General features: G+C 71.9%; 23 protein-coding genes. 15 read left to right on the top strand and 8 right to left on the bottom strand.

All coding sequences use genetic code 11. The features are described 5' to 3' along the window. Nucleotides 1-115 precede the first annotated feature (115 nt). Both FXF68_RS08575 and FXF68_RS08570 read right to left on the bottom strand, forming a co-directional pair. On the bottom strand, nucleotides 116-1,141 hold the full coding sequence (locus FXF68_RS08575; RefSeq protein ID WP_281292169.1) for a sensor histidine kinase: 1,026 nt from the start codon (nucleotides 1,139-1,141) through the stop codon (nucleotides 116-118). 250 nt (nucleotides 1,142-1,391) lie between these two features. After that, the gene (locus FXF68_RS08570) at nucleotides 1,392-1,799 is read right to left on the bottom strand and encodes a DUF6069 family protein (RefSeq protein WP_148758421.1); all 408 of its coding nucleotides are present in this window, start codon (nucleotides 1,797-1,799) and stop codon (nucleotides 1,392-1,394) included. Between the two features lie 204 nt (nucleotides 1,800-2,003). On the opposite strand from FXF68_RS08570, the gene FXF68_RS08565 reads away from it, so the two are divergent. From FXF68_RS08565 to FXF68_RS08555, 3 genes are all read left to right on the top strand, one after another. Continuing rightward, nucleotides 2,004-3,101: a sensor histidine kinase gene (locus FXF68_RS08565; protein WP_246178515.1), complete on the top strand. Its 1,098-nt coding sequence runs from the start codon at nucleotides 2,004-2,006 to the stop codon at nucleotides 3,099-3,101. Further along, nucleotides 3,089-3,751 carry a response regulator gene (locus FXF68_RS08560; protein WP_148758420.1) on the top strand — a complete coding sequence of 221 codons (663 nt, stop codon included), beginning with the start codon at nucleotides 3,089-3,091 and terminating at the stop codon, nucleotides 3,749-3,751. Before FXF68_RS08565 ends, FXF68_RS08560 begins: the two co-directional genes overlap by 13 nt. 147 nt (nucleotides 3,752-3,898) lie before the next feature. Further along, nucleotides 3,899-6,058 (top strand): hypothetical protein, encoded by a 2,160-nt coding sequence (locus FXF68_RS08555; protein WP_148758419.1) that lies wholly within the window; start codon nucleotides 3,899-3,901, stop codon nucleotides 6,056-6,058. Between the two features lie 67 nt (nucleotides 6,059-6,125). On the opposite strand, the gene FXF68_RS08550 is transcribed toward FXF68_RS08555, so the two are convergent. Continuing rightward, nucleotides 6,126-6,755: a TetR/AcrR family transcriptional regulator gene (locus tag FXF68_RS08550; protein WP_148758418.1), complete on the bottom strand. Its 630-nt coding sequence runs from the start codon at nucleotides 6,753-6,755 to the stop codon at nucleotides 6,126-6,128. A 152-nt stretch (nucleotides 6,756-6,907) separates the two neighbouring features. On the opposite strand from FXF68_RS08550, the gene FXF68_RS08545 reads away from it, so the two are divergent. The 4 genes from FXF68_RS08545 (at nucleotide 6,908) to FXF68_RS08530 (ending at nucleotide 11,366) form a co-directional block, all read left to right on the top strand. Continuing rightward, entirely contained in the window at nucleotides 6,908-7,327 is a 420-nt protein-coding gene (locus FXF68_RS08545; RefSeq protein ID WP_148758417.1) for a Dabb family protein, read from the top strand. A 42-nt stretch (nucleotides 7,328-7,369) separates the two neighbouring features. Further along, entirely contained in the window at nucleotides 7,370-8,791 is a 1,422-nt protein-coding gene (locus FXF68_RS08540) for an MFS transporter (protein ID WP_148758416.1), read from the top strand. Nucleotides 8,792-9,059: 268 nt separating this feature from the next. Continuing rightward, complete coding sequence (locus FXF68_RS08535; RefSeq protein ID WP_148758415.1) at nucleotides 9,060-9,281, top strand: hypothetical protein; 222 nt, start codon at nucleotides 9,060-9,062, stop codon at nucleotides 9,279-9,281. A 219-nt stretch (nucleotides 9,282-9,500) separates the two neighbouring features. Next, the gene (locus FXF68_RS08530; protein ID WP_148758414.1) at nucleotides 9,501-11,366 is read left to right on the top strand and encodes an elongation factor G; all 1,866 of its coding nucleotides are present in this window, start codon (nucleotides 9,501-9,503) and stop codon (nucleotides 11,364-11,366) included. A 120-nt stretch (nucleotides 11,367-11,486) separates the two neighbouring features. Here FXF68_RS08530 and FXF68_RS08525 read toward each other — a convergent pair whose 3' ends face one another. Continuing rightward, a complete protein-coding gene (locus FXF68_RS08525) occupies nucleotides 11,487-12,080 on the bottom strand; it encodes a TetR/AcrR family transcriptional regulator (protein ID WP_148758413.1) in 594 nt (197 codons plus the stop codon). A gap of 69 nt (nucleotides 12,081-12,149) precedes the next feature. Between FXF68_RS08525 and FXF68_RS08520 the strand changes: the two genes are divergently transcribed. Beyond that, nucleotides 12,150-12,503: a cupin domain-containing protein gene (locus FXF68_RS08520; RefSeq protein WP_148758412.1), complete on the top strand. Its 354-nt coding sequence runs from the start codon at nucleotides 12,150-12,152 to the stop codon at nucleotides 12,501-12,503. Here FXF68_RS08520 and FXF68_RS08515 read toward each other — a convergent pair. Continuing rightward, the gene (locus tag FXF68_RS08515) at nucleotides 12,448-13,122 is read right to left on the bottom strand and encodes a TetR/AcrR family transcriptional regulator (RefSeq protein WP_148758411.1); all 675 of its coding nucleotides are present in this window, start codon (nucleotides 13,120-13,122) and stop codon (nucleotides 12,448-12,450) included. The genes FXF68_RS08520 and FXF68_RS08515 overlap by 56 nt on opposite strands. 49 nt (nucleotides 13,123-13,171) lie before the next feature. Here FXF68_RS08515 and FXF68_RS08510 point away from each other — a divergent pair, with 49 nt between their 5' ends. Together FXF68_RS08510 and FXF68_RS42200 are read left to right on the top strand one after the other, a co-directional pair. Next, a complete protein-coding gene (locus FXF68_RS08510) occupies nucleotides 13,172-13,687 on the top strand; it encodes a VOC family protein (RefSeq protein WP_148758410.1) in 516 nt (171 codons plus the stop codon). A 33-nt stretch (nucleotides 13,688-13,720) separates the two neighbouring features. Then, nucleotides 13,721-14,230, top strand: a complete 510-nt coding sequence (locus FXF68_RS42200; RefSeq protein WP_187437812.1) for a DUF6624 domain-containing protein — start codon at nucleotides 13,721-13,723, stop codon at nucleotides 14,228-14,230. Between the two features lie 37 nt (nucleotides 14,231-14,267). Here the strand turns inward: FXF68_RS42200 and FXF68_RS08500 are convergent, their stop codons facing one another. Continuing rightward, entirely contained in the window at nucleotides 14,268-14,753 is a 486-nt protein-coding gene (locus tag FXF68_RS08500; RefSeq protein WP_148758409.1) for a carboxymuconolactone decarboxylase family protein, read from the bottom strand. A gap of 172 nt (nucleotides 14,754-14,925) precedes the next feature. Between FXF68_RS08500 and FXF68_RS08495 the strand changes: the two genes are divergently transcribed. From FXF68_RS08495 to FXF68_RS08475, 5 genes are all read left to right on the top strand, one after another. Further along, nucleotides 14,926-15,843, top strand: coding sequence for an RNA polymerase sigma-70 factor (locus tag FXF68_RS08495; protein WP_148758408.1), 918 nt, complete (start codon nucleotides 14,926-14,928; stop codon nucleotides 15,841-15,843). Nucleotides 15,844-15,896: 53 nt separating this feature from the next. Next, nucleotides 15,897-16,253, top strand: a complete 357-nt coding sequence (locus FXF68_RS08490) for an MmcQ/YjbR family DNA-binding protein (protein WP_148758407.1) — start codon at nucleotides 15,897-15,899, stop codon at nucleotides 16,251-16,253. 52 nt (nucleotides 16,254-16,305) lie between these two features. Beyond that, on the top strand, nucleotides 16,306-16,689 hold the full coding sequence (locus FXF68_RS08485) for an SgcJ/EcaC family oxidoreductase (RefSeq protein WP_148758406.1): 384 nt from the start codon (nucleotides 16,306-16,308) through the stop codon (nucleotides 16,687-16,689). Between the two features lie 13 nt (nucleotides 16,690-16,702). Beyond that, on the top strand, nucleotides 16,703-17,662 hold the full coding sequence (locus tag FXF68_RS08480) for a sigma-70 family RNA polymerase sigma factor (RefSeq protein WP_222869869.1): 960 nt from the start codon (nucleotides 16,703-16,705) through the stop codon (nucleotides 17,660-17,662). Nucleotides 17,663-17,729: 67 nt separating this feature from the next. Beyond that, entirely contained in the window at nucleotides 17,730-18,191 is a 462-nt protein-coding gene (locus FXF68_RS08475) for a MarR family winged helix-turn-helix transcriptional regulator (protein ID WP_148758405.1), read from the top strand. A 70-nt stretch (nucleotides 18,192-18,261) separates the two neighbouring features. Here FXF68_RS08475 and FXF68_RS08470 read toward each other — a convergent pair whose 3' ends face one another. Both FXF68_RS08470 and FXF68_RS08465 read right to left on the bottom strand, forming a co-directional pair. Further along, nucleotides 18,262-19,410 (bottom strand): hypothetical protein, encoded by a 1,149-nt coding sequence (locus FXF68_RS08470; RefSeq protein ID WP_148758404.1) that lies wholly within the window; start codon nucleotides 19,408-19,410, stop codon nucleotides 18,262-18,264. Beyond that, the gene (locus FXF68_RS08465; RefSeq protein WP_148350021.1) at nucleotides 19,410-19,793 is read right to left on the bottom strand and encodes a RidA family protein; all 384 of its coding nucleotides are present in this window, start codon (nucleotides 19,791-19,793) and stop codon (nucleotides 19,410-19,412) included. Before FXF68_RS08465 ends, FXF68_RS08470 begins: the two co-directional genes overlap by 1 nt. Nucleotides 19,794-19,796 lie beyond the last annotated feature (3 nt).

The following is a 19,796-nucleotide window of genomic DNA, read 5'->3' as shown; positions in this document are numbered from 1 at the left end:
GAAACAGTCGACGAACCGCTCGGTCAGCCGGGGCTGTCCCGGGCTGACCGAGCAGCGGCAGACGGCGGCAGACACTCGGCTCCGGTCCTGGTCGACGACCCGGCTGGTGCGGCGGTTACGAGACCCGCCGGGGCGTCGCGGGTAGTCGTACTGTGACGCGGAGACCGCCGTCCGCGCGCGGGGTGAGCGAGAGCGTTCCGTCGTGCGCCTGGGTGATGCTCTTGGCGATCGCCAGCCCGAGGCCGACGCCCACGTGGTCGCCGCGGATGCGTTCGGTGCCGCGCTGGAACGGCTCGGTGAGAGTGGACACCGCGTGCGGGTCGAGCGTGTCCCCGGTGTTCTCGATCGTGAGTACGGCGGCCTCGTGAGCGGCAGTGGTGCTGATCCGGACGGTGCCGTGTTCGGGCAGGTTGTGGACGATCGCGTTGTGCAGGAGATTCGTGGTCAACTGCAGCAGGAGCGCATGGGACCCGATGGTGGGGGTGACGTCCCCGAAGGTCTCGATGACGACGCCGCTCTTCTCGGCGAGCGGGAGGAGCGTTTCGGTGGCCTCTTCCGCGATGAGAGACAGATCGACGTCATCTCGGGTGAAGGAGCGCTGGTCAGTGCGGCTGAGCAGCAGCAATGCCTCGGTGAGGTCGATCGCTCGGGCGTTGACGACGCGGAGGCGTTCATCGAGCTCGCTGCGTTCCCGGCTCGGATCGTTGCGAGCGACGTCCAGCAAGGTCTTCGTGATCGAAAGTGGAGTACGCAGCTCATGGGAGGCGTTGGCCGCGAAGCGCTGCTGTTCGGCGACATGCGCTTCGAGCCGCGCGAGCATGCCGTCGAAGGCGTCGGCGAGCTCTCGGAACTCGTCCTGGCGCCCCGCCAACTCGATCCGGTGAGAGAGCGACCCGCTCGCCGCCCTGCGCGTGGCATCGGTGATGAGGTTCAGCGGGGTCAGCATCCGTCCAGCGAGAATCCATCCTCCGGCGAGACCGAACACCAGCAGGAACGCCAGCGCCAGTATCGCGGCCGGAACGAAGACGACCGGGCCGAAATTGCTTGTGCTGAAGACGCGTAGGAAGTCGGACCGATCCGGGATGTACAGGCTGTGCAAGGTTCCTCGCAGGAGGAACACCCACACGGCGGCGAGCAGCAAGGTGCCCGCGAACATGAGGAATCCGGCATAGCTGAGAGTGAGCTTGAGGCGAACGCTCAACCCCGGTGCCCTGTTCATGTTCGCCTGCCTCCCCCGATTCCGGCGTCCGGTCTCGATCGTACGAGCGGGGGGATATCGCCCACGTATCGCACACCGCGTGCAGGCTGGCAAGACGCGCGGCGCGAGGGTGTCAAACCTCGAGCACAGGTATCTGAGGGCGGCGGGGCGGATCGCGGAGCACGCCGTGGGGTTAGCGGCAGGGGCGGGGGCAGGGGAGGCCGATGATCAGGGCTGTGCCGACTGTTAGGTGCATGCCGAGGAGGACCAGGCGGCTGGTCAGGTCGGTTCCGCTGGTCAAGGGGCCTGCTAGGGAGATCGCCAGGGTGGTCAGGGCGATCATGCGGAACGTTCGGGTGGGGTTGCGGACGGTTCGTTCGAGGAGGGCCAGTAGGGCCCAGGCTGCCAGCCCGGCGATCAGGGCGGCGGTCACTACGGCGGCCGGGGTGACCTCACCGCCCTGGCGGACGGTTAGGTCGTTGCCGGGCCAGGGAGCGTTGACGGCCCACAGGAGGAGGGAACCGGCTGCTCCGGCGGTGACGGTGATCGCGCGGCCTGTGCGTCGGGCGGTGGGTCGGGGCTGTTGCGTTTTGTTCGTCATGGCTAGAAGAGTCGCGGGGCGGGTGGGGGTGGCACATCGGTCTGGGGGGTGTGGGGACGCCCGCTTAGGAGGGTGTCGACCACCAACTTTGGAAGGTGTCGGTGTCCGATATCTGCCGGTTAGCCTCGGCGGGTGAACAGGTTCTTTCCCGGGACGCGAGATGGCGACCGCCCTGGCGTCGGTGTTCAGGTGGCGGTTCTGGCTGTGTCCGGCTTGCTGGTGGCGATGACGGTCTTCGCCTGGTGGGGTGGGCGTGCGGCCGGGCCGTTGCTGGTGGTCGATGTCGCGGCGGGTGCGGTCAGCTGGGTGTTGACGCCTTTGACGCTGCGGCGGCCGGTCGTCGTCACGGGGGTGCTCACCGTGCTGGCCGCGATTTCGCCTGCGGCCACTCCGCCGGCGACGATCGGGGCGTTGCAGGTGGCGTGGCGGCGGCGCTTTCCGGTCGCGATCGCGGTGGCGGCGGCGGGGGTCGTCGCGCATGCGGTCCAGGGTGCCTGGCGGCCCGGCGGGGAGATGCCGTACGGGTGGTGGCTGGTTCTCATGATCGTCGGCTACGGTGCGCTGCTCGGGTGGGGCGCGTGGGCGCAGGCCCGCGCCGCGCTGGTCCGGTCGCTGCGGGAGCGGGCCCGGCGCGCCGAGGCGGAGCAGGGGCGCCGGGTGGCCGAGGCGCGCATGCTGGAGCGCCGCCGGATCGCCTGGGAGATGCATGACGTCCTGGCGCACCGTCTGTCGCTGCTGGCCACGTTCGCGGGCGCGATGGAGTATCGACCGGACGCCTCGCCGGAGAAGTTGTCCCAGGCCGCGGGGGTCGTCCGAGACGGTGTGCACCAGGCCCTCGAGGAACTGCGGGACGTGATCTCGCTGCTTCGCGACGACGACCCGGCCAACGGCGACGGAGACGGTGACCGGCCGCAGCCGGTGCTGGCCGACGTCCCCCGCCTGGTCGAGGAGTCCCGCGGCGCCGGTACCGAGGTGCTGCTGCGCGAGGCGGTGGACGTCCCGGCCGAGGCGCCGCCCGCGGTGGCCCGGACGGCGTACCGGGTCGTCCAGGAGGGGCTGACCAACGCACGCAAGCACGCGGTCGGGCAGCTGGTCCGGGTCGATCTGCGCGGTGGGCCGGGCGCGGGGCTGGAGATCGACGTCCGGAACGCGCTGGCGGCGGAGTTCGCGGCGCCCGGCTGGTCCGGGGGCGCCGGGCTGGTCGGACTCACCGAGCGGGTGCACCTGGCGGGCGGACGGCTCGACCACGAGACGGTCGACGGGGAGTTCCGCCTGCACGCGTCGATACCATGGCCTGCGTGAATCCCCCGGTGCGCGTCCTCGTCGTCGACGACGACGCGCTCGTCCGCGCCGGGCTGACCATGATGCTCGACGGCGCGGCGGGCATCGCGGTGGTGGGCGAGGCCGACGACGGCGACGGGGCGTCGGCTGCGGTCGACGCGCACGCCCCCGACGTCGTGCTGATGGACCTGCGCATGCCAAGGGTCGACGGCATCACCGCCACCCGCCGCCTGCGGGCGCGTCCGCGACCGCCCGAGGTGATCGTCCTGACCACGTTCGACAGCGACGAGAACATCCTGCACGCGCTGCGCGCCGGGGCCAGCGGCTTCCTGTTGAAGGACACCCCGCCGGCCCGGATCGTCGAGGCGGTACGGCAGGTGATGGCGGGTGAGCCGATCCTGTCTCCCCGGATCACCCGCCGGCTGATGGACCGGGCCGCGATCCAGGCCGGGGCGTACGCGCGGGCCAAGGCGACCCTCGCGGTGCTCAGCCCGCGCGAGCACGACGTCGTGGTGGAGATCGGCCGGGGCCTCAACAACGCCGAGATAGCCGCCGCGCTGGACATGACCCTGGCCACCGTGAAGTCGCATGTGTCGCACATCCTGACCAAGCTCGACCTCGGCAACCGCACCCAGATAGCGCTGCTCGCCCACGACGCCGGGCTCGCCTGACCGGTCCGGGCGGCTCGGCGTTCGGCCATGTCAATGGCGAATGCGGCCGCGTCGTTAACGCATTCGAGTTTCTCGTTTCCCCGTATGATCTTTTGGTGGGGAATGTGCCGTCCGGCTCGGCGGGACGGCGGCGGGGACGGGGCGGGGATGCGCGGAAGACGCGAGGTCGACCGGGTCGCGGAGAACTACCTCTCCAACAACCTCCGGCGATCGCCCGTCGCCCGCCTTCTGATCGGCATCGGGTTTCTGATGGCCTGGACCTTCGCCTTCGGTTTCGCGGCGGACGAGACCATGGCCACGAGGCGCGCCGCGCAGGGCGAGGGGGTTCCGGGCACGTTCACCACGGAATCGAAGTCGTGCCCGAAGGGCAGCTGCACCTGGACCGGCACGTTCACGACCGGCAGCGTCTTCCAGTTGACCCGGGAAGGAGTCGACCTGAGAGGGGACGGCGGCCATTCCCTCGATTTCGGGGACGTGGTTCCCGCACTCGACGTCGGTTCGGACCGCTTCGTCCATTTGGAAGGCGGGTCGCCCGAGTGGTGGCCGGCGGTCGCTGCCGGGATCTTGGCGGCGGTCACCGGAGTCTTCGGGATGGCCTTCAACGTCTCGGTGTTGAGGGTCGTCAACCAGACACGACCTTCCCGCGCATCGCGCGAACGGGCGGTGAGCGAACGGGCGGTGAGGGGACGCGAGGGTTCCGCGTTGGGCGCCCTCGCCGAACGGGACCGGTGGGTTTGGTCGGCGCGGCCCAGATCGTCCACGGTCAGGGTGAAGATGGCCAGGTCCATTGGGCGGACCCTCGCCGGGACGCTCGGTCTGCTCTCCCTAATGGCGACGCTGCCGCTGTTCGGTCTGATCTGGGTGAGGTTCAACAAGGAGACCACTCTCGCCGAATTGGTCGCGAGCCTGTGGGCGCCCGTCTTCGCGGTCGTTCTCGTGGGTGTCGCGATCCAGACGCTCAGGCTGGTGCTGGTACGCCCCCGGTTGTGGGTGACCGATGATGAGATCGTCATCCGGGACGGGCTGCTGCTCTGGAAGGTGCTGCGGATCCCGCGCACCGCGATAGCGGAGATCCACTACGGCGACGAGTCGTGGCAGGACAGGCCCGAGGAGGGCGTGGCCCGTTTGACGCCATTCCGCGAAGAACTCAACCTTGTCCTGCGAATGCGGGACGCCATTTCTCTTCCCGCGCGGCGACTGCGGTACGGGAACTGGTTCTGGGTCGGTTCGGCTCCGCAGGATCTGCACCCGGGGACGGGCATTCCGCAGCGGGGCCGTCCGGTCCGCTGGTTGCGCCTGCGGGTGAAGGAGCCGCGCCGGGTGGCCGCCGACCTCGACCGCTGGCTGGCGGAGGACGAGACACTCCCGAGGTCCGCGCCCGTCGATCACGCCCATTACGGCAAGGTCATCACACACCGCGGCGTCGGCGGCACGCGCGTCAAAATCAAGGGGCCGCTTCCCCAGCCGGTCCTGGCCGAATTCAAGAACGAGGGCCCGGGGACGCTGCGGGCCTGGCTTCGCCGCACCGAGTTCGGCGAGGGCACCCCGGTCGCGGTGTGCGGGCCCGGAGCCCCGCCCGTCACGACCGTCCTGAACGACCGGTCGATCTCCGGAAAGGCGCTCACGAAAAGGTTCCTGTACGTCGAGTCCGACGGACGCTGGACCGTCACCATCAGCGGACCGGACCGCGCACGCGGATTCACCGGCTCGGCCACCGGCAGCGGAACCGAAGTACTCGCCTACCAGGGGCCGCCCGGAATCGGCGTCGTGACATGTCCGAGTGGACAAGCCCACCAAGTCCACCTTTATGGGCCTGACCTTGTCGCGTTCGACGGCTGCGATCCGGTCGCGTCCACCGACGCGCACGGCCCGCTGCCAAGCGGCGAGGCCCCGCCGAACCGGAGCGCGTTCGCCGTTCCGGCGCACGCGCTACTCCAGGTGAGAACCGCCGCCGGAGCGGAATGGCGGGTCGACGTGACGCCCTTGGAACAGGCCGACGTGGACGGCACCCAAGGCGAAGAACAGGACGACGTGCCGCCCACCGGCCACGTCCGGCCGTTCGAGCACTTCATAGCGGGCGACCGAACCGCGGTGGTGCGTTACCTGGGCCCGCCGGGTCCCGCGCTGTTCCGCAGCGGGGGCGCCTTCGGTCTCGTCCGCCTCGACGCCGCTCTGACACCCATTCGGACGCTCGCGCTTCCGTACGGCGACACCGAAATCCAACTCCGTTCCCACACCCTCCTCCAGGTCACCGGGGGCGAAGGCACCTGGTCCCTGGAGGAGGGCCACGCGGGCGTCACTCAATGACGACCCGACCATCACGAGGGCGAGGCGGATCAGCGGTGGGGTGGTGACCCGGTTCGTGTAGCGCGCGCTACGCCGGATTGGCTCCGGCGCCCTTGAGGACGAAGTCGGCCGTTCTTTCGAGAAAGGCGTCGTCGAGAGGGCGGCCGAGCATCAACAGGTGGAAGTAGAGCGGTCCCGACATCATTTCCAGGAGGAAATGGGAGTCGGTGCCGGCGGGCAGTTCGCCGCGCTCGACGGCGCGTTCGAAAATGACGCTGGACGCGCGGAACCGCGCGGGCCAGAACCTGTCGAGGAGTTCGTACAGCTCGGCGCTGTCGGCGGAGCGCGGCCGCGACTCGCGGATCAGCGCGGCGATCCACGGCGTCTGGAAGCTGAGCCTGATCTGCCTGAGCAGTTCGACGACGTCGCCGCGCAGGCAGCCGGTGTTGGCCGGCGGGGCCATCTCGCCGCGGCGTTCGATGATCGCGGTGGACACGAGGCCCGCCTTCGTCCCCCAGCGGCGGTAGATCGTGCTCTTGTTGACGCCCGCGCGCTCGGCGACCGCGTCGATGCGGAGCGCGGCGTAGCCGACCTCGCCCAGCTCGGCGATGGTCGCGTCGATGACCGCCTCGCCTACGCGGGCCGTCCGGCCGCCGGGGCGGGCCGTGGCGGCGTCGACGCGCAGGTGCTCGACCTCGTTGAGCGGATCTCCTCCCATTCCGGCAGGTTAGAGCGCTGCCGAAGCTAGACGCAACCCGTTGGCGCGTTAAGTGCGGACCTTAATGCATCAGGTTGTTGCTTTTGGCGCGCGGATCGACCTACAGTGCTTAACGCAACTACTAGTCGCGTCAAGAGTCGAGGAGAGTCGTCGTGATCTACCACCAGATCCGGATCGCCATGAAGCCGGACGTCCCCGCCGACGAGGTCGAGCACGCGCTCGACCTGCTGCGCCAGATGGGCCGCGAGCTGGATGCCGTCGAGTTCTTCCTGGTCGGCCGGGACATCGGCGGCGAGTTCGACTACGGCGCGATGTACGCGCTCAAGGACGTCGACGCCTACCGCGCCTACATGTACGCGCCGCTGCACCGCCGGATCGACGCCGTTGGGCTGCCGCTGGTCGCCAACATGATCTCCCAGGACCTCACCGACGACCCGGACCCGGAGATCGGGGCCAAGATCGCCCAGGTGCACGCCGACCGGTTCGCCGACCATCCCGAGCTGCTCGAACTCGTCGAGGATCTCGGTTCGTACCAGGGCAGCGGTGTGCCGGCCAAGGGCGAGTCCGCGTGAGGCGGTCGCGGCCCGCGGCGTCCGGCAGTTAGGGACGTCCCGATGGGTTCTCCGCGAGCGACCTTCGCCGTGCTGATGGCCGGGAGCGCGAGCTTCGCCCTCCTCCAGTCGCTGGTCACGCCGGTCCTGCCCACCATCCAGACCGAGTTCCACACCTCCCAGAACACCGTGACCTGGGTGATGACCGCCAACCTGCTGTCGGCGGCGATCTTCACCCCGCTGGTCGGACGGGTCGGTGACGCGGCCGGCAAGCACCGCGCGCTGGTCGCGGTGCTGCTGGCGCTGGCGGCGGGGAGCGCGCTGGCCGCCGTCGCACCGACCATCGGCGTGCTCATCGCGGCGCGCGCCGTGCAGGGCGCGGCCGGGGCGGTGTTCCCGCTGTCCTACGGGATCATCCGGGACGAGTTCCCGCCCGACCGGGTCGCGTCGGGCGTGGGCGCCGTCTCGGCGGTCATCGCGGCGGGCGGCGGGCTCGGGCTCGTGCTGGCCGGGCCGATCGTCGACGTCCTCGGCTACGCCTGGCTGTTCTGGCTTCCGGCGATCTCCGGCGGGGGAACGGCGGTCGCGGCGTTCCTGGTCGTGCCCGCGTCCCCGGCGCGGCGGGCGTCCCGGTTCAGCTGGACGGCCGCGCTGCTGCTCTCGTCCGGGCTGGTCGCCCTGCTGCTGGCCATCGGCAAGGGGCCCGAGCGGGGCTGGGGCTCGGGAACCGTGCTCGCGCTGTTCGCCGCCGCCGCCGTCCTGCTCGGGTGGTGGATCTTCGTGGACGTCGTGTCGGCGCGCCCGTTCATCGACATGCGGATGATGCGGTCGCCCGTCGTCTGGACGACCAACCTCGTCGCGCTCCTGTTCGGCGCCGGGCAGTTCGCCGTGTTCGCGTTCCTGCCGCAGTTCGTCCAGACGTCCCCGGACGCGGGCTACGGCTTCGGCTCGACCGTCACCCAGGCCGGGCTGCTGCTCCTCCCGATGCTGGCCGCGATGTTCGTGTCCGGCCTGGTCAGCGGACGTGTCGAGCCCGTCTTCCGGTCCCGCGCCCAGCTGGTCGCCGGGGCGGGGCTCAGCGTGCCCGCCTTCGTCCTGCTGGCCCTCGCGCACGACGCGCGGTGGGAGATCGCCGTGGCCGGTGCGGTCTTCGGGACGGGGCTCGGGCTGGCGCTGTCGTCCATGGCCAACCTGATCGTCACCGGTGTGCCCGCCGAGCAGACGAGCGCGGCGAGCGCGATGAACGCCAACGTCCGGACGGTCGGCGGGGCGATCGGCGCGGCGGTGGCGGGCAGCGTCGTCACGGCGGCGCCTGGGCCGTCGGGGACGGCGCGGGAGTCCGGTTACGAGTACGCCTTTCTGCTCCTCGCCGGGGTTTCTGTTGCGGCTGTCGCGGCGGCGCTCGCCGTGCCGAGGAGGCGGGGCGCCGGGTGCTCTTCGCTGGGCGTGTCCGCTACAGAACTCGTCCCGGACCGCAAGGGGTGAACCGGCGCGCCGGGGCGGGACGAAGGGCGCGATATCGCACCGTTCTGCCTGGTGAGGTGGCGGAGCGGAGCCGTCCGGCCTGACGATAGGCCGGTTCCGGACGCGCCGGACGGGCCCGTCCGGGCTCATCATGGAGAGCAGTGGGGCCGGGCCGTCGCCCCTCCGGGGTGCCCCGCACGGTCCGGTCTCCCAGCGCGATTCGCGCGTGCGGACGAAACACGGGGAACGTCACCGGAAGTGAGGCTCCGGTCACTCCGGAGCACCTACGATGCGCGGGCCGAAGTCGTTCGAGGCGGCCGGTGAGCTGTCGGAGGAGGTCCGCGCCAGGATCGAGAGCGACATCGCGCCGACCGGCGTCAACCACATGATCTGCGCGATCACCGACCCCGGGCTGGTGAAGTCGTTCACCGGTCGTGAGCTCGCCGGCGTCCCCGGCGTGGACGGTCAGCTCCGGCTGATCCACGAGCACCTGAAGCCCGCGTTCACGTAGGACGGCCGAGGACGGGCCGGGTGCGTCGATCGCGCCCGGCCCGTCCTTCCTTGCTGTGCGGCGCTCGAAAAATGGGTGGGCGGCGGCGCGGGCCCGCTGGCAGCATGGCGGGGATCACGGCGGAGCCGTGCCGGTCGAGCAGCGGAGGCGAGATGCGCCAGGTCTTCGAAAACTCACAGCGCCCATTCCGGACGAGAGCTTTCGAGGACACCTCCGCCCATGCCCATCCTCAACCTCGGCATCCTCGCGCATGTTGACGCGGGAAAGACCAGCCTGACCGAACGGCTGCTCTACGACACCGGCGCGATCGGCAGGCTCGGCAGCGTCGACGCCGGTGACACCCAGACCGACCGCGGCGAACTGGAACGCGAGCGCGGCATCACGATCAGGTCCGCCGTCGTGTCGTTCCAGCTAGGCGCGTTGCGGGTCAACCTGATCGACACCCCCGGCCACGCCGACTTCGGCGCCGAGGTCGAACGGGCACTCGGGGTGCTGGACGGTGCCGTGCTGGTGCTGTCCGCGACCGACGGCGTCCAGGCGCGGACCCGCGTGCTGATGCGGGCCCTGCGCGCGCTGGCGCTGCCCACCCTGATCTTCGTGAACAAGATCGACCTGGTGGGCGCGGACCCGGCCGCCGTGCTCGCCGCCGTCGAGCGCAGGCTCCCGGCGCGGCCCGTCCCGCTGAACCGCGTGCTGGCCGGACGGGTCGAGCCGTGCGAACCCTCGGCCGAGATCCTCGCGGACGGCGACGACCGCGTGCTCGCCGACTTCGTCCACGACCGCGCGACGCCGCCCGACATCCTGTGGGCGTCGCTGCGCGCGCAGACCGCCGCGGGCGCCGTCCAACCGCTGTACTTCGGCTCGGCGCGGACCGGCGACGGCGTCCCCGACCTGCTGCGCGGGCTCGGCTCCCTGCTGCCCCCGGCCGGGGGAGGCGACGGCGGGACGCGCGGCTCCGTCTTCGCCGTCGAACGCGCCGCGTCCGGCGAGCGGGTCGCCTGGCTGCGGCTGTTCTCCGGCGAACTGCGGCCGCGCGAGCGCGTCGCCTTCGCGGCCGGGCGCGGCGGGCGGATCACCGGCCTGGACGTCGCCGGAGCGCCCGGCGACGACGTCCTGACCGCCGGGAACATCGCGCGGGTGCGGGGGCTCGCCGGGGTGCGGGTCGGGGACCGGATCGGGCCGCCCGGCCGGGACGTGCCGCCGTTCCCGCCGCCGTCGCTGGAGACGATCGTGCGCGCCCGCCGCCCGGCCGACGCTGGACGGCTGCGCGCCGCGCTCCTCGACCTCGCCGACGAGGACCCGCTGCTCCGGGCGCGGCCCGCGCCGTCCGGCGCGACGTCCATCCTGCTCTACGGGGAGGTGCAGAAGGAGGTCGTCGCCGCCCGGCTGCGCGCCGAGTCCGGCATCGAGGCGGTGTTCGAGGAGAGCCGGATCGTCTACATCGAACGTCCCGCCGGGGTGGGCGAAGCCGTGGAGGAGATGAACTGGCGGCGCCGCGTGCCGGACTTCTGGGCGACGATCGGGCTGCGCGTCGAATCGGCGCCGCGCGGCGCGGGGAACACGTTCCGGCGCGAGACCGAGCCGGGCGCGCTGCCGCACGCCTTCGACCGGGCGATCGAGGAGACCGTCCACGGCACGCTCGAAGAGGGGTTGCGCGGGTGGCCGGTCACCGACTGCGCCGTGACGTTGATCCGGTCCGGGTTCGCCGCGCCGATCAGCACGGCCGGGGACTTCCGCGGCCTCACCCCGCTGGTCCTGATGGACGCCCTGGCCCGCGCGGGCACCCGCGTCTACGAGCCGTGCCACGCGTTCGAGGCGGAGGTTCCGGCGGACGCGCTCAGTGCCGTCCTCTCAGCGCTGGGCGCGGTCGGCGCGACGGCGATCGAGCCCGCGCCCGGCCCGGACGGCTGGACGATCAAGGGCGAGATCCCGGCCGCGCGCGCCGCCGAGGCGGAGGCGGCGCTGCCCGCCCTCACCGGCGGCGAGGGCGCCTGGTGGTCGGGACCGTCCGGGGAGCGGCCCGTCACGGGTCCGCCGCCGTCCCGTCCGCGACCTCCGCCCGCCCGCCTTCGCGGGCACGGCTGATCGGGCGTTCCGGCTGGTCGGGCCGTCCGGGGAGCGGCCTGTCCCGGGCTCGCCGCCGCCGCGCCTGCGGCTTGGACCCGCCCGCCTTCGCGGGCGCGGCTGATCGGGCGTTTCGGGTGGTCAGGGTTGTTCGGTGAGTGCTGCCTGGAGGAGGGCGTGTGCTGATCGGCGCATGAGGGCGACCGCTTCGTCGCGGGAGAGCCCGGCGATGTCGGTGAGCCAGATCAGCGCCTCGATGCCCGTCGCCGAGCGGATCGCCACGGCCAGCCGATGGACGTCGACGTCGGGACGGGACTCGCGGAGCGGAGCCAAGGCGTCCTCGATCCAGGTGACGGCGCGGCCCTGGCGGAGCGGCGGCTGCTCCGCGCCGGGCTCCAGCGACAGCCGCAGCGAGGCGCGCAGCTGGGGCTCCCACTCGACGGTGAGGTCGGTGAAGGCCCGCATCGCCAGGTCGAGCCGCTCCCGCGGGTCGGTCGGCGCGTCGTCGGGGAGCAGCGACGCCTGCCGGGTCTCCGGATGGGCGCCGAGCAGCAGGGCGCGCTGGTTCGGGAAGTACCGGTAGGCCGTCGTCCGGGAGATGCGCGCCGCGGCGGCGGCCTCCTCGACGGTCGGGGTCAGTCCGCGGGCCATGAGGGCGCGGGTGGACGCGACCAGTGCCTCGCGGGTGCGGGACTTCTGCTCGCGGCGTCCGGTCGACTCATATGGTACTGGCATTGCCATGATGGTACCGTCGTCCCATGGGGCTTCGGTCCCCTCCTGACCGGCGAGCCGAGCGAGGCGGCCATGCACCAGGACTCGTACCAGGACCCGACCGTCACCGATCCCGGGCTCTACACCGTGATCTTCGAGAACGAGCGCATCCGGGTCCTGGAGTACCGGGACGGGCCGGGCGATCGGACCAGCCCGCACGGCCATCCCGACAGCGTCATGGTCACGTTGACCTCGTTCAAGCGGCGGCTCACGTCCGGCGGACGGCAGGTGGAGCTCGAACTGCCTGTGGGGCGGGCGCGGTGGCTGGACGCCCAGGAGCACGCCGGGGAGAACATCGGCGACACCGCCACGCACTCGATCTTCATCGAGCTCAAGGAGCCCCGGCCGGGTGGCCCGGCGGCGGAGGGCTCGCTGGGTCCGCGCTGATCAGCGCGGTGAGGGACGTGGTGAGCCAGCGCTCGTGGGCGTCAGGCGTCCACCCCATCATGTCGCGGGCCAGCAGGTAGGTCTCGGCGTGGACGAGCAGCGACGCCGTGTCGGTCAGCCAGCCGAGGTCGCGGCCGCCGGGTAGCAGGCCGTCGTCCGCCATCTTGGTCCAGAAGGCGGCGATGTTGGCGCGGGTGGCCTCGCGGCCAGCCTGGGCGGCGGCGGCGAGTTCCGGTTCGGTCGCGGCGGCCTCCAGGGCGACGGCGAGGACGTCTCCGGCGCGGGCCAGCATCCGGCTGCTCCCCGTCGCGAGCGCGGCGACGCGTTCGGCGGCGGTCGGGGCGGTCTCGGCGCGGGCGAACCAGTCGCGGTGGCGGACGTCGACCGGCGCGGTGTCCCCGGCGAAGGCGACGTCGACCGCGCGTTTGAGCAGGGCGGCCTTGGTGCCGAACCGGACGTAGACCGTGCGTGCCCCGACCCGGGCGTGGTCGGCGACGGCGGCCAGCGTGGTCCCGGCGTAGCCGTGCCGGACGAACAGTTCGGTGGCCGCGTTGAGGATCTTCTCCTCGGTCGCGGCGACGCGGGCGGCACGCAGATCGGGCTTGACGGGGTCGGACATGCATTGCAGTATAACTGCATCAATGCACTCCTACTGCAAGGAGATCGCGATGGGGGATCGCAGCACCGCCTCTCCGGCGGACGGTTCGGGCCCGCCCCGGCTGGACGGCGTCCACCACCTGAAGCTCCCGGTCACCGACCTGGCCCGCTCCCTGGAGTGGTACCGCTCCCGGCTCGGATACGAGGTCGACATCGAGTTCGTCGAGCAGGGCACGCTGATGGGGTACGCGATGCGGCATCCGGCGGGCGGGCCGATGCTGGCCCTTCGCCTCGACCCCGAGCGGGCCGTCGCGGCGGCCGGGTTCGACTACTTCGCCATCGGCGTCCCCGGCAAATCCGCGATCGAGGAACTGGCCGCGCGGCTGACCGCGCTCGGCGAATCCCATGCGGGCGTGCATTTCGCGACCATCGGCTGGATATTGCCCGAGCTGCACGACCCCGACGGGCACGAGGTCCGCTTCTACACAACGGCCCATCACACCGACACCGGGCCCGATCCGGTGCGCGTCGACGACCCCCGCGAAACGGCCGCCCGGCGCGCCGCCGCCGCGGGAGAGACCCCATAGGACGGACGGGGGTTCAGGGGCGATAGTGGAGCGGTGAACGGGACGCTGCGAGCCGATCTGTTACGCCGGGCCGCCCGCGACCAGCGGGTCCGGACGGCGACGCCCCGCCATTACCGGTCCCCTTTCCGGGCATTGCGTTTCCTCTGGGTCGACGACAGGAACGCGGCCTGGCTGGACCGCGTCGTCCGGCGGCACGGCTGGCCGGGGAACGCGCTGGTCGGGGCGTGGGCCGCCGACGCCGCCTGGCTGCTCGCCCAGCACGCGGACCGGCGGCGCCGCGCGCAGCGCCGCTTCCTGCTCGCCCTGCGGGACGCGGTCGCGCGCGGCGACGCCGATCGAAAACACCTCGCCTATCTGGAGGACCGCGTACGGGTCAACGCCGGTCGTCCGCAGCGATACGGAACCCAGTACACGGAGACCGGGTCGGGGTTCGGGCCGCGGCCGATCGAAGACCCGGACGGCCTGGACGAGCGGCGCGCCGAAATGGGCCTGCCGCCCATGGACGAATACGACGCGAAAATGCGCCGCCTTCTCGACTCCTGACCGGGGCGCGGCACATGACGGCGCGGCGGACGGCCTTTCAGCTCACCGCGGCGGCGAACATTCCGGGCTCGTAGGAGCCGCCCTGGTTGCGCACGATGACGTTCATCCGGTTGGCGGCGTTGATCAGGGCGATGAGCGAGACGAGCGCCGCGATCTGGTCGTCGTCGTAGTGCTCGCGGGCCCTTTCCCACGTCGCGTCGGACACGCCGTGGTGGGCGTCCGCGAGGCGCGTCCCCTCCTCGGCGAGCGCCAGCGCGGCGCGCTCGGCCTCGGTGAACACCGTGGTCTCGCGCCACGCGGCGACCAGGTTGAGCCGGACCGCCGTCTCCCCGGCGGCCGCCGCCTCCTTGGTGTGGAGGTCGACGCAGAGGCCGCAGCCGTTGATCTGGCTGGCCCGCAGCATGACGAGGTCCTGCACGGTCTTCGGCAGCGGCGACCCTTCGATCACCGCGTTCGCGCCCGCCATCCGCCTGGCGATCTTGGCGCCGATCTCGTTGGCCATCAGGTCGATACGAGGTTCCATGACGTCGTCCTCACTTGGGTGTTTCCTGCTGGACGACCACAAGATGCCGCCGAGCCCGGCCTTGTGACGGTCCGGATGTGTGCCGTGCGTCACCGACCCCTGGCTGTCACAAAACGGGAGGACCGAGCATCTTGTGTGCGGCGTGTTGAATGACGAGTGGGGGGAGCAGGCCATGAGCGAAGGGACAGAGGCGTCCGTCGAGGACGGTCGGATGGACGCCGCGACCGAGGCGTTCGTCGCCCACCGGAATCTGCTCTTCACCGTCGCGTACGAGATGCTCGGGTCGGCCGCCGACGCCGAGGACGTCCTCCAGGAGACCTGGCTGCGCTGGGCGGGCGTCGACCTCGCGACGGTGCGGGACCAGCGCGCCTACCTGGTGCGGATCACCACCCGGCAGGCGCTGTCGCGGCTGCGCACGGTCGGCCGCCGCAAGGAGTCCTATGTCGGGCCGTGGCTGCCGGAACCGCTGCTGACGACCCCCGACGTGGCGGAGGACGTCGAGCTGGCCGACAGCGTCTCGATGGCGATGCTGCTCGTCCTGGAGACGTTGAAGCCGACCGAGCGGGCGGTCTTCGTGCTCCGCGAGGTGTTCGACCTCGGATACGACGAGATCGCGGAGGCCGTGGGGAAGAACGCGGCGGCCGTCCGGCAGATCGCGCACCGGGCGCGGGCGCACGTCGCCGAGCGGCGGCCGCGCGGGGACGTGTCGGCGGCCGAGACGCGCGGCGCGCTCGCGGCGTTCCAGGCGGCGATCGAGACGGGCGACCTGCGGGGGCTGCTCGACGTCCTCGCGCCGGACGTCGTCCTCCTCGGGGACGGCGGCGGGGTCGTGCAGGCCGTGCCGCAGCCGGTCGTCGGGGCCGCGAAGGTCGCGCGCCTGCTGTCGGTGGGGCTGCCCAAGCTGGGCGAGCTGGCGACGGTCGAGGTGGCGCAGGTCAACGGGTGGCCCGCGCTGATCGTCCGGATCGGCGGGGAGATCGACGACGTCGTGGCGGTCCGGATCGACGACGGGCTGGTGACCGGGCTCTATATCGTCCGGAACCCGGAGAAGCTGGAGCGTCTCGGGCGGGAGACGCCGGTCAGCCGCTGATCAGGAAGGACGTCGCGCCGAGAACGTCCGAGGCGGGTGGTACGCCTTGGGGCATGAGCGTCGAGGAGTTCCTGGAGTTGGTGCTCGGGCTGCCGGAGGTGACCGAGCGCGAGTCATTCGCCGACATGACGGGCTTCCGCGTGCGCGGCAAGGGCTTCTGCTACCTCAGCGAGGCCAAGCAGTCGATCATGGTGAAGGCGACGAGGGAGGAGCAGGCCGCCCTCGTCGCCGACGATCCCGACACCTTCTCCCCCTCCTGGACGAGCGGACGCTTCGCCTGGGTAGAGGTCAAGCTGCCCAACGTCGACGCAGGTCACGTAGCCGAACTGGTCATCGAGGGATGGCGGCTGTCCGCGCCGAAGCGGCTGGCCGCGAGCGCGCTCGAAGAATTTTCCGGCGGTGACCGATGAGTCGGGGGTGATCGGGCGGTACATACCGCCGACCGATCAGAAGGAGCGTTCGATGAACAGCACCGAGTCCGAAGTCCGCGCCATGTTCGACCAGATGTACAAGGCCTGGGCCGACGGTGACGCCGCCGCGTTCGCCGACCACTACACCGACGACGCGACCGTCGTCATGCCCGGCGTGTTCCACCAGGGGCGGCAGGCGGTCCGCGATTACATGGCGGCGGGGTTCGCCGGGCCGCTGAAGGGGTCGCGCGCCGTGGACGAACCGCAGGACGTGCGCGTCCACGGCGACACGGCGGTGATCGTCAGCCGGGCGGGCATCCTGATGGCGGGGGAGACCGAGGTCCCGGCCGAGGGGGAACGGCTCGCCACGTGGGTGGTGTCGAAGCGGGACGGGCGGTGGCTCGTGTCCGCCTACGCCAACGCGCCCGCGCACTAGGCGGAGGGGGCACGTGATCGACGACGACTTCGAGACGGCGGCGGGGGCGTACCGGAAGGAGCTTCTGGTGCACTGCTACCGGATGCTCGGTTCGGTGCACGAGGCGGAGGACCTCGTCCAGGAGACGATGCTGCGCGCCTGGCGGGCCTGGGACCGGTACGACGCGCGGCGGGCGTCCGTCCGGACCTGGCTCTACAAGATCGCGACGAACGCGTGCCTGACGGCGTTGCAGGGGAGGGCGCGGCGGCCGCTGCCGTCCATGGTCAGCGGGCCGGAGCGGGGCGAGGCGGAGTTCCCGCTCGCCCCCGCGCTGGACGTGCCGTGGCTCCAGCCCTTCCCGGACGCCATGCTCGACGATCCGGCGTCGCGGGTCGCCCGGCGGGGCAGCCTGCGGCTGGCGCTGATCGCGGCGATGCAGGTGCTGCCGCCGAAGCAGCGGGCGGTGCTGATCCTGCGGGACGTCCTGGAGTTCAGCGCGGCGGAGACGGCGGAGTTGCTGGAGACGTCGACGGCCGCCGTGAACAGCGCGCTGCAGCGGGCGCGGGCCGGGCTGTCCGGGGTCGCGGTGACCGAGGACGAGGTCGCCGAGCCGGACGACGCCGCCGTCAACGACCTCCTCGACCGGTACGTCCGGTCGTTCGAGACGGCGGACGTCGGCGCCCTGGTGACGCTGCTGACCGACGACGTCGCGCTGGAGATGCCGCCCGTCCCGCATTGGTACAGGGGAAGGCACTCCTACGGGCTCTTCATGGTGCGCCTTTTCGAGTGGCGCGGCACCGGCTGGCGGATGGTCCGGACCACCGCCAACGGCCAGCCCGCCCTCGTCGCCTACCTCCTCGACGATGGCGTCTACCGGCTCCACACGCTGCAGGTTCTCACCGTGGAGGGCGACCGGGTCACGCGGAACGTCGTCTTCACCGACCCGCGGGTCTTCTCGGCGTTCGGCCTTGCCCCGACCCTTCCGGAGCCCTGAGCCGACCATGCGAAGGGAGGAGTTCGGTTGCGGGCAACCGAACGGCGCGCGCCCGTAGGATGGGGCCATGACGGGGACCGCCGACGACGACGCCTTGACGCTGGACGGGCAGGTCTGCTTCGTCCTGCACGCGACCTCACGGGCCTTCGACGCGCTCTACCGGGCGGAACTCCGCGACCTCGGCCTGACCTACCCGCAGTACCTCGTCATGATCGTCCTCTGGGAGGAGGACGGCCCCACGGTGAAGCGGCTCGGCGAGCGCCTCCGCCTCGACTCGGGCACGCTGTCTCCCCTGCTCACCCGCCTGGAGACGGCCGGACTCGTGGCCCGCCGCCGCGGCCGCGAGGACGAACGCTCGGTGTCGGTGCACCTGACCGGCCGCGGCGCCGCCCTGCGCGCCCGGGCGGTCGACGTCCCCCGCCGAGTCCTGGCGGCGACCGGCCTGACCCCGGCGGAGCTGTCCGACCTGCACCAGGTCCTCCGCGACCTGACCCAACGCCTGGACGCCGCCGCCCAGACCCTCGCCTGACCACCCCCGCACAACGCCGCACGCGGCCGTCGGATCCGCGTCGGGACGGGGGCGGGCCAGGGGCCGAGCGTTAACGGGGGATGCGGTCCAGGACGGGGAGGGGGGCCAGGCCGTACTGGTAGTAGTCGACGGTGTCGGCGCCGGAGGTTCGGGCGGCGGTCGCCTTGGCGGCCAGGTGGGCGGCCGAGGTCGTGTCCGGGATGCCCGGGCGGAGGACGGCTCGCAGCGTCGTGTCCGGGCCCAGCGCGGTGCGGTAGGCGGTGACGTCCTCGGCTACGCGGGCCTCGTCGGAGGCGTAGCAGAGCACCGCGTACGACGGGACGACCTTGCCCACGCCCGACGGGTCGACGCCGATCCGCCAGGCGGACTCCGCGGCCGGGTCGCCGGTGGGGCGTCCGTCCGCGTAGCCCTTCACGGCGCCGGTCAGGTCGAGGAACGTCAGCCGGGAGCCCTCGTCCGCCACGGCCGCGGCGACGTCGGCGGCGAGCGACGTCACGACCGGGGTGCGGGCGCGTGCGTAGCCGGTGAGCACGTCCGGGATCGCGTCGACCGGCGGGCCGCCGTCCAGGACGGACGCGACCAGGCGGGACGCGGCGTCGCGCGCGGCGTCGGCGGCCGGGACGCGCTCGCGGCAGTGCGCGCAGAAGCACAGGCCGAGCGCGAACTCGGCGGCCGGTCCGAGCTCGACGAAGGAGCGCTCGTGGTGGTAGCCGTGCTGGAACGTCCCGAAATGGAGCGACTCGGCGACCACGGAGTCCAGGCCCTGGCGGGCGATGGCGCGGCCGAGCGCGACCGCGTACGCGCGCACGTCCGGGTTGGACGGGCACAGGTCGGCGGGCGCGGCACGGTCGCCGAAGCAGTTCTCCTGCGTCACGTCCGGGAAAGCGAGGCCGAGCGTGGTGTTGTGGAGGAAGACGCCCCATCCGTGGAGGGGCACGCCCAACTCGCGTGTCTGCTCCCGGAGAGCCCGCACGGGTTCGCGTTCCGCACCCTTCTGCACGGGTGGAGTCAGGCGGAGGCCGTCGAAAGTGTCGTCCAGGGGGAAGTGCACCCCGTCGTGGCGCATGGTCACGCGGGTGCGGCCGTGGGGCGTCACGTCGCGGGCGCGGTGATAGGCCGCGCCGATCGTGATGGACGTGACGCCGTGGGAGAGGACCCGCGCGACGTCGTCGCCGTCGCCGCGCAGGTCCTCGACCAGGACGTAGAGGGATGAATCCATTAGCTCTTCTTGTAGGCGACGAAGTCGATCTCGACCAGGATGTTCATCAGGTCGGAGCCCACGGTCGTCCGCACCGGGTACGGCTCGTTGAAGTGGGCCCGGTACACCTCGTCGTAGGCGGCGAAGTCGCGGTGCAGCTCCTGGAGGTGGACGGTCGACTTCACCACGTCGTCCAGGCCGAGGCCGTGCTCGGCGAGGACGGCGGTCAGGTTCGCGAGGGTCTGCCTGGTCTGCGCCGCGACGTCGTCCCCGACGACCTCGCCGGTCTTCGGGTCGATCGGGCCCATCCCGGACGTGTACACGAAGTCGCCGACCACGAGGGCCTGCGAGTAGGTGCCGAGGGGCGCGGGCGCCGCCGCACTGCGAAGTTCGCGCTTGCTCATGGC

Origin of the sequence: Actinomadura decatromicini (assembly GCF_008121305.1) — a bacterium.
GTDB lineage: Bacteria > Actinomycetota > Actinomycetes > Streptosporangiales > Streptosporangiaceae > Spirillospora > Spirillospora syzygii.
Note: the sequence above shows the minus strand (reverse complement) of the source record. Positions and strands in the feature narration are given on the sequence as shown.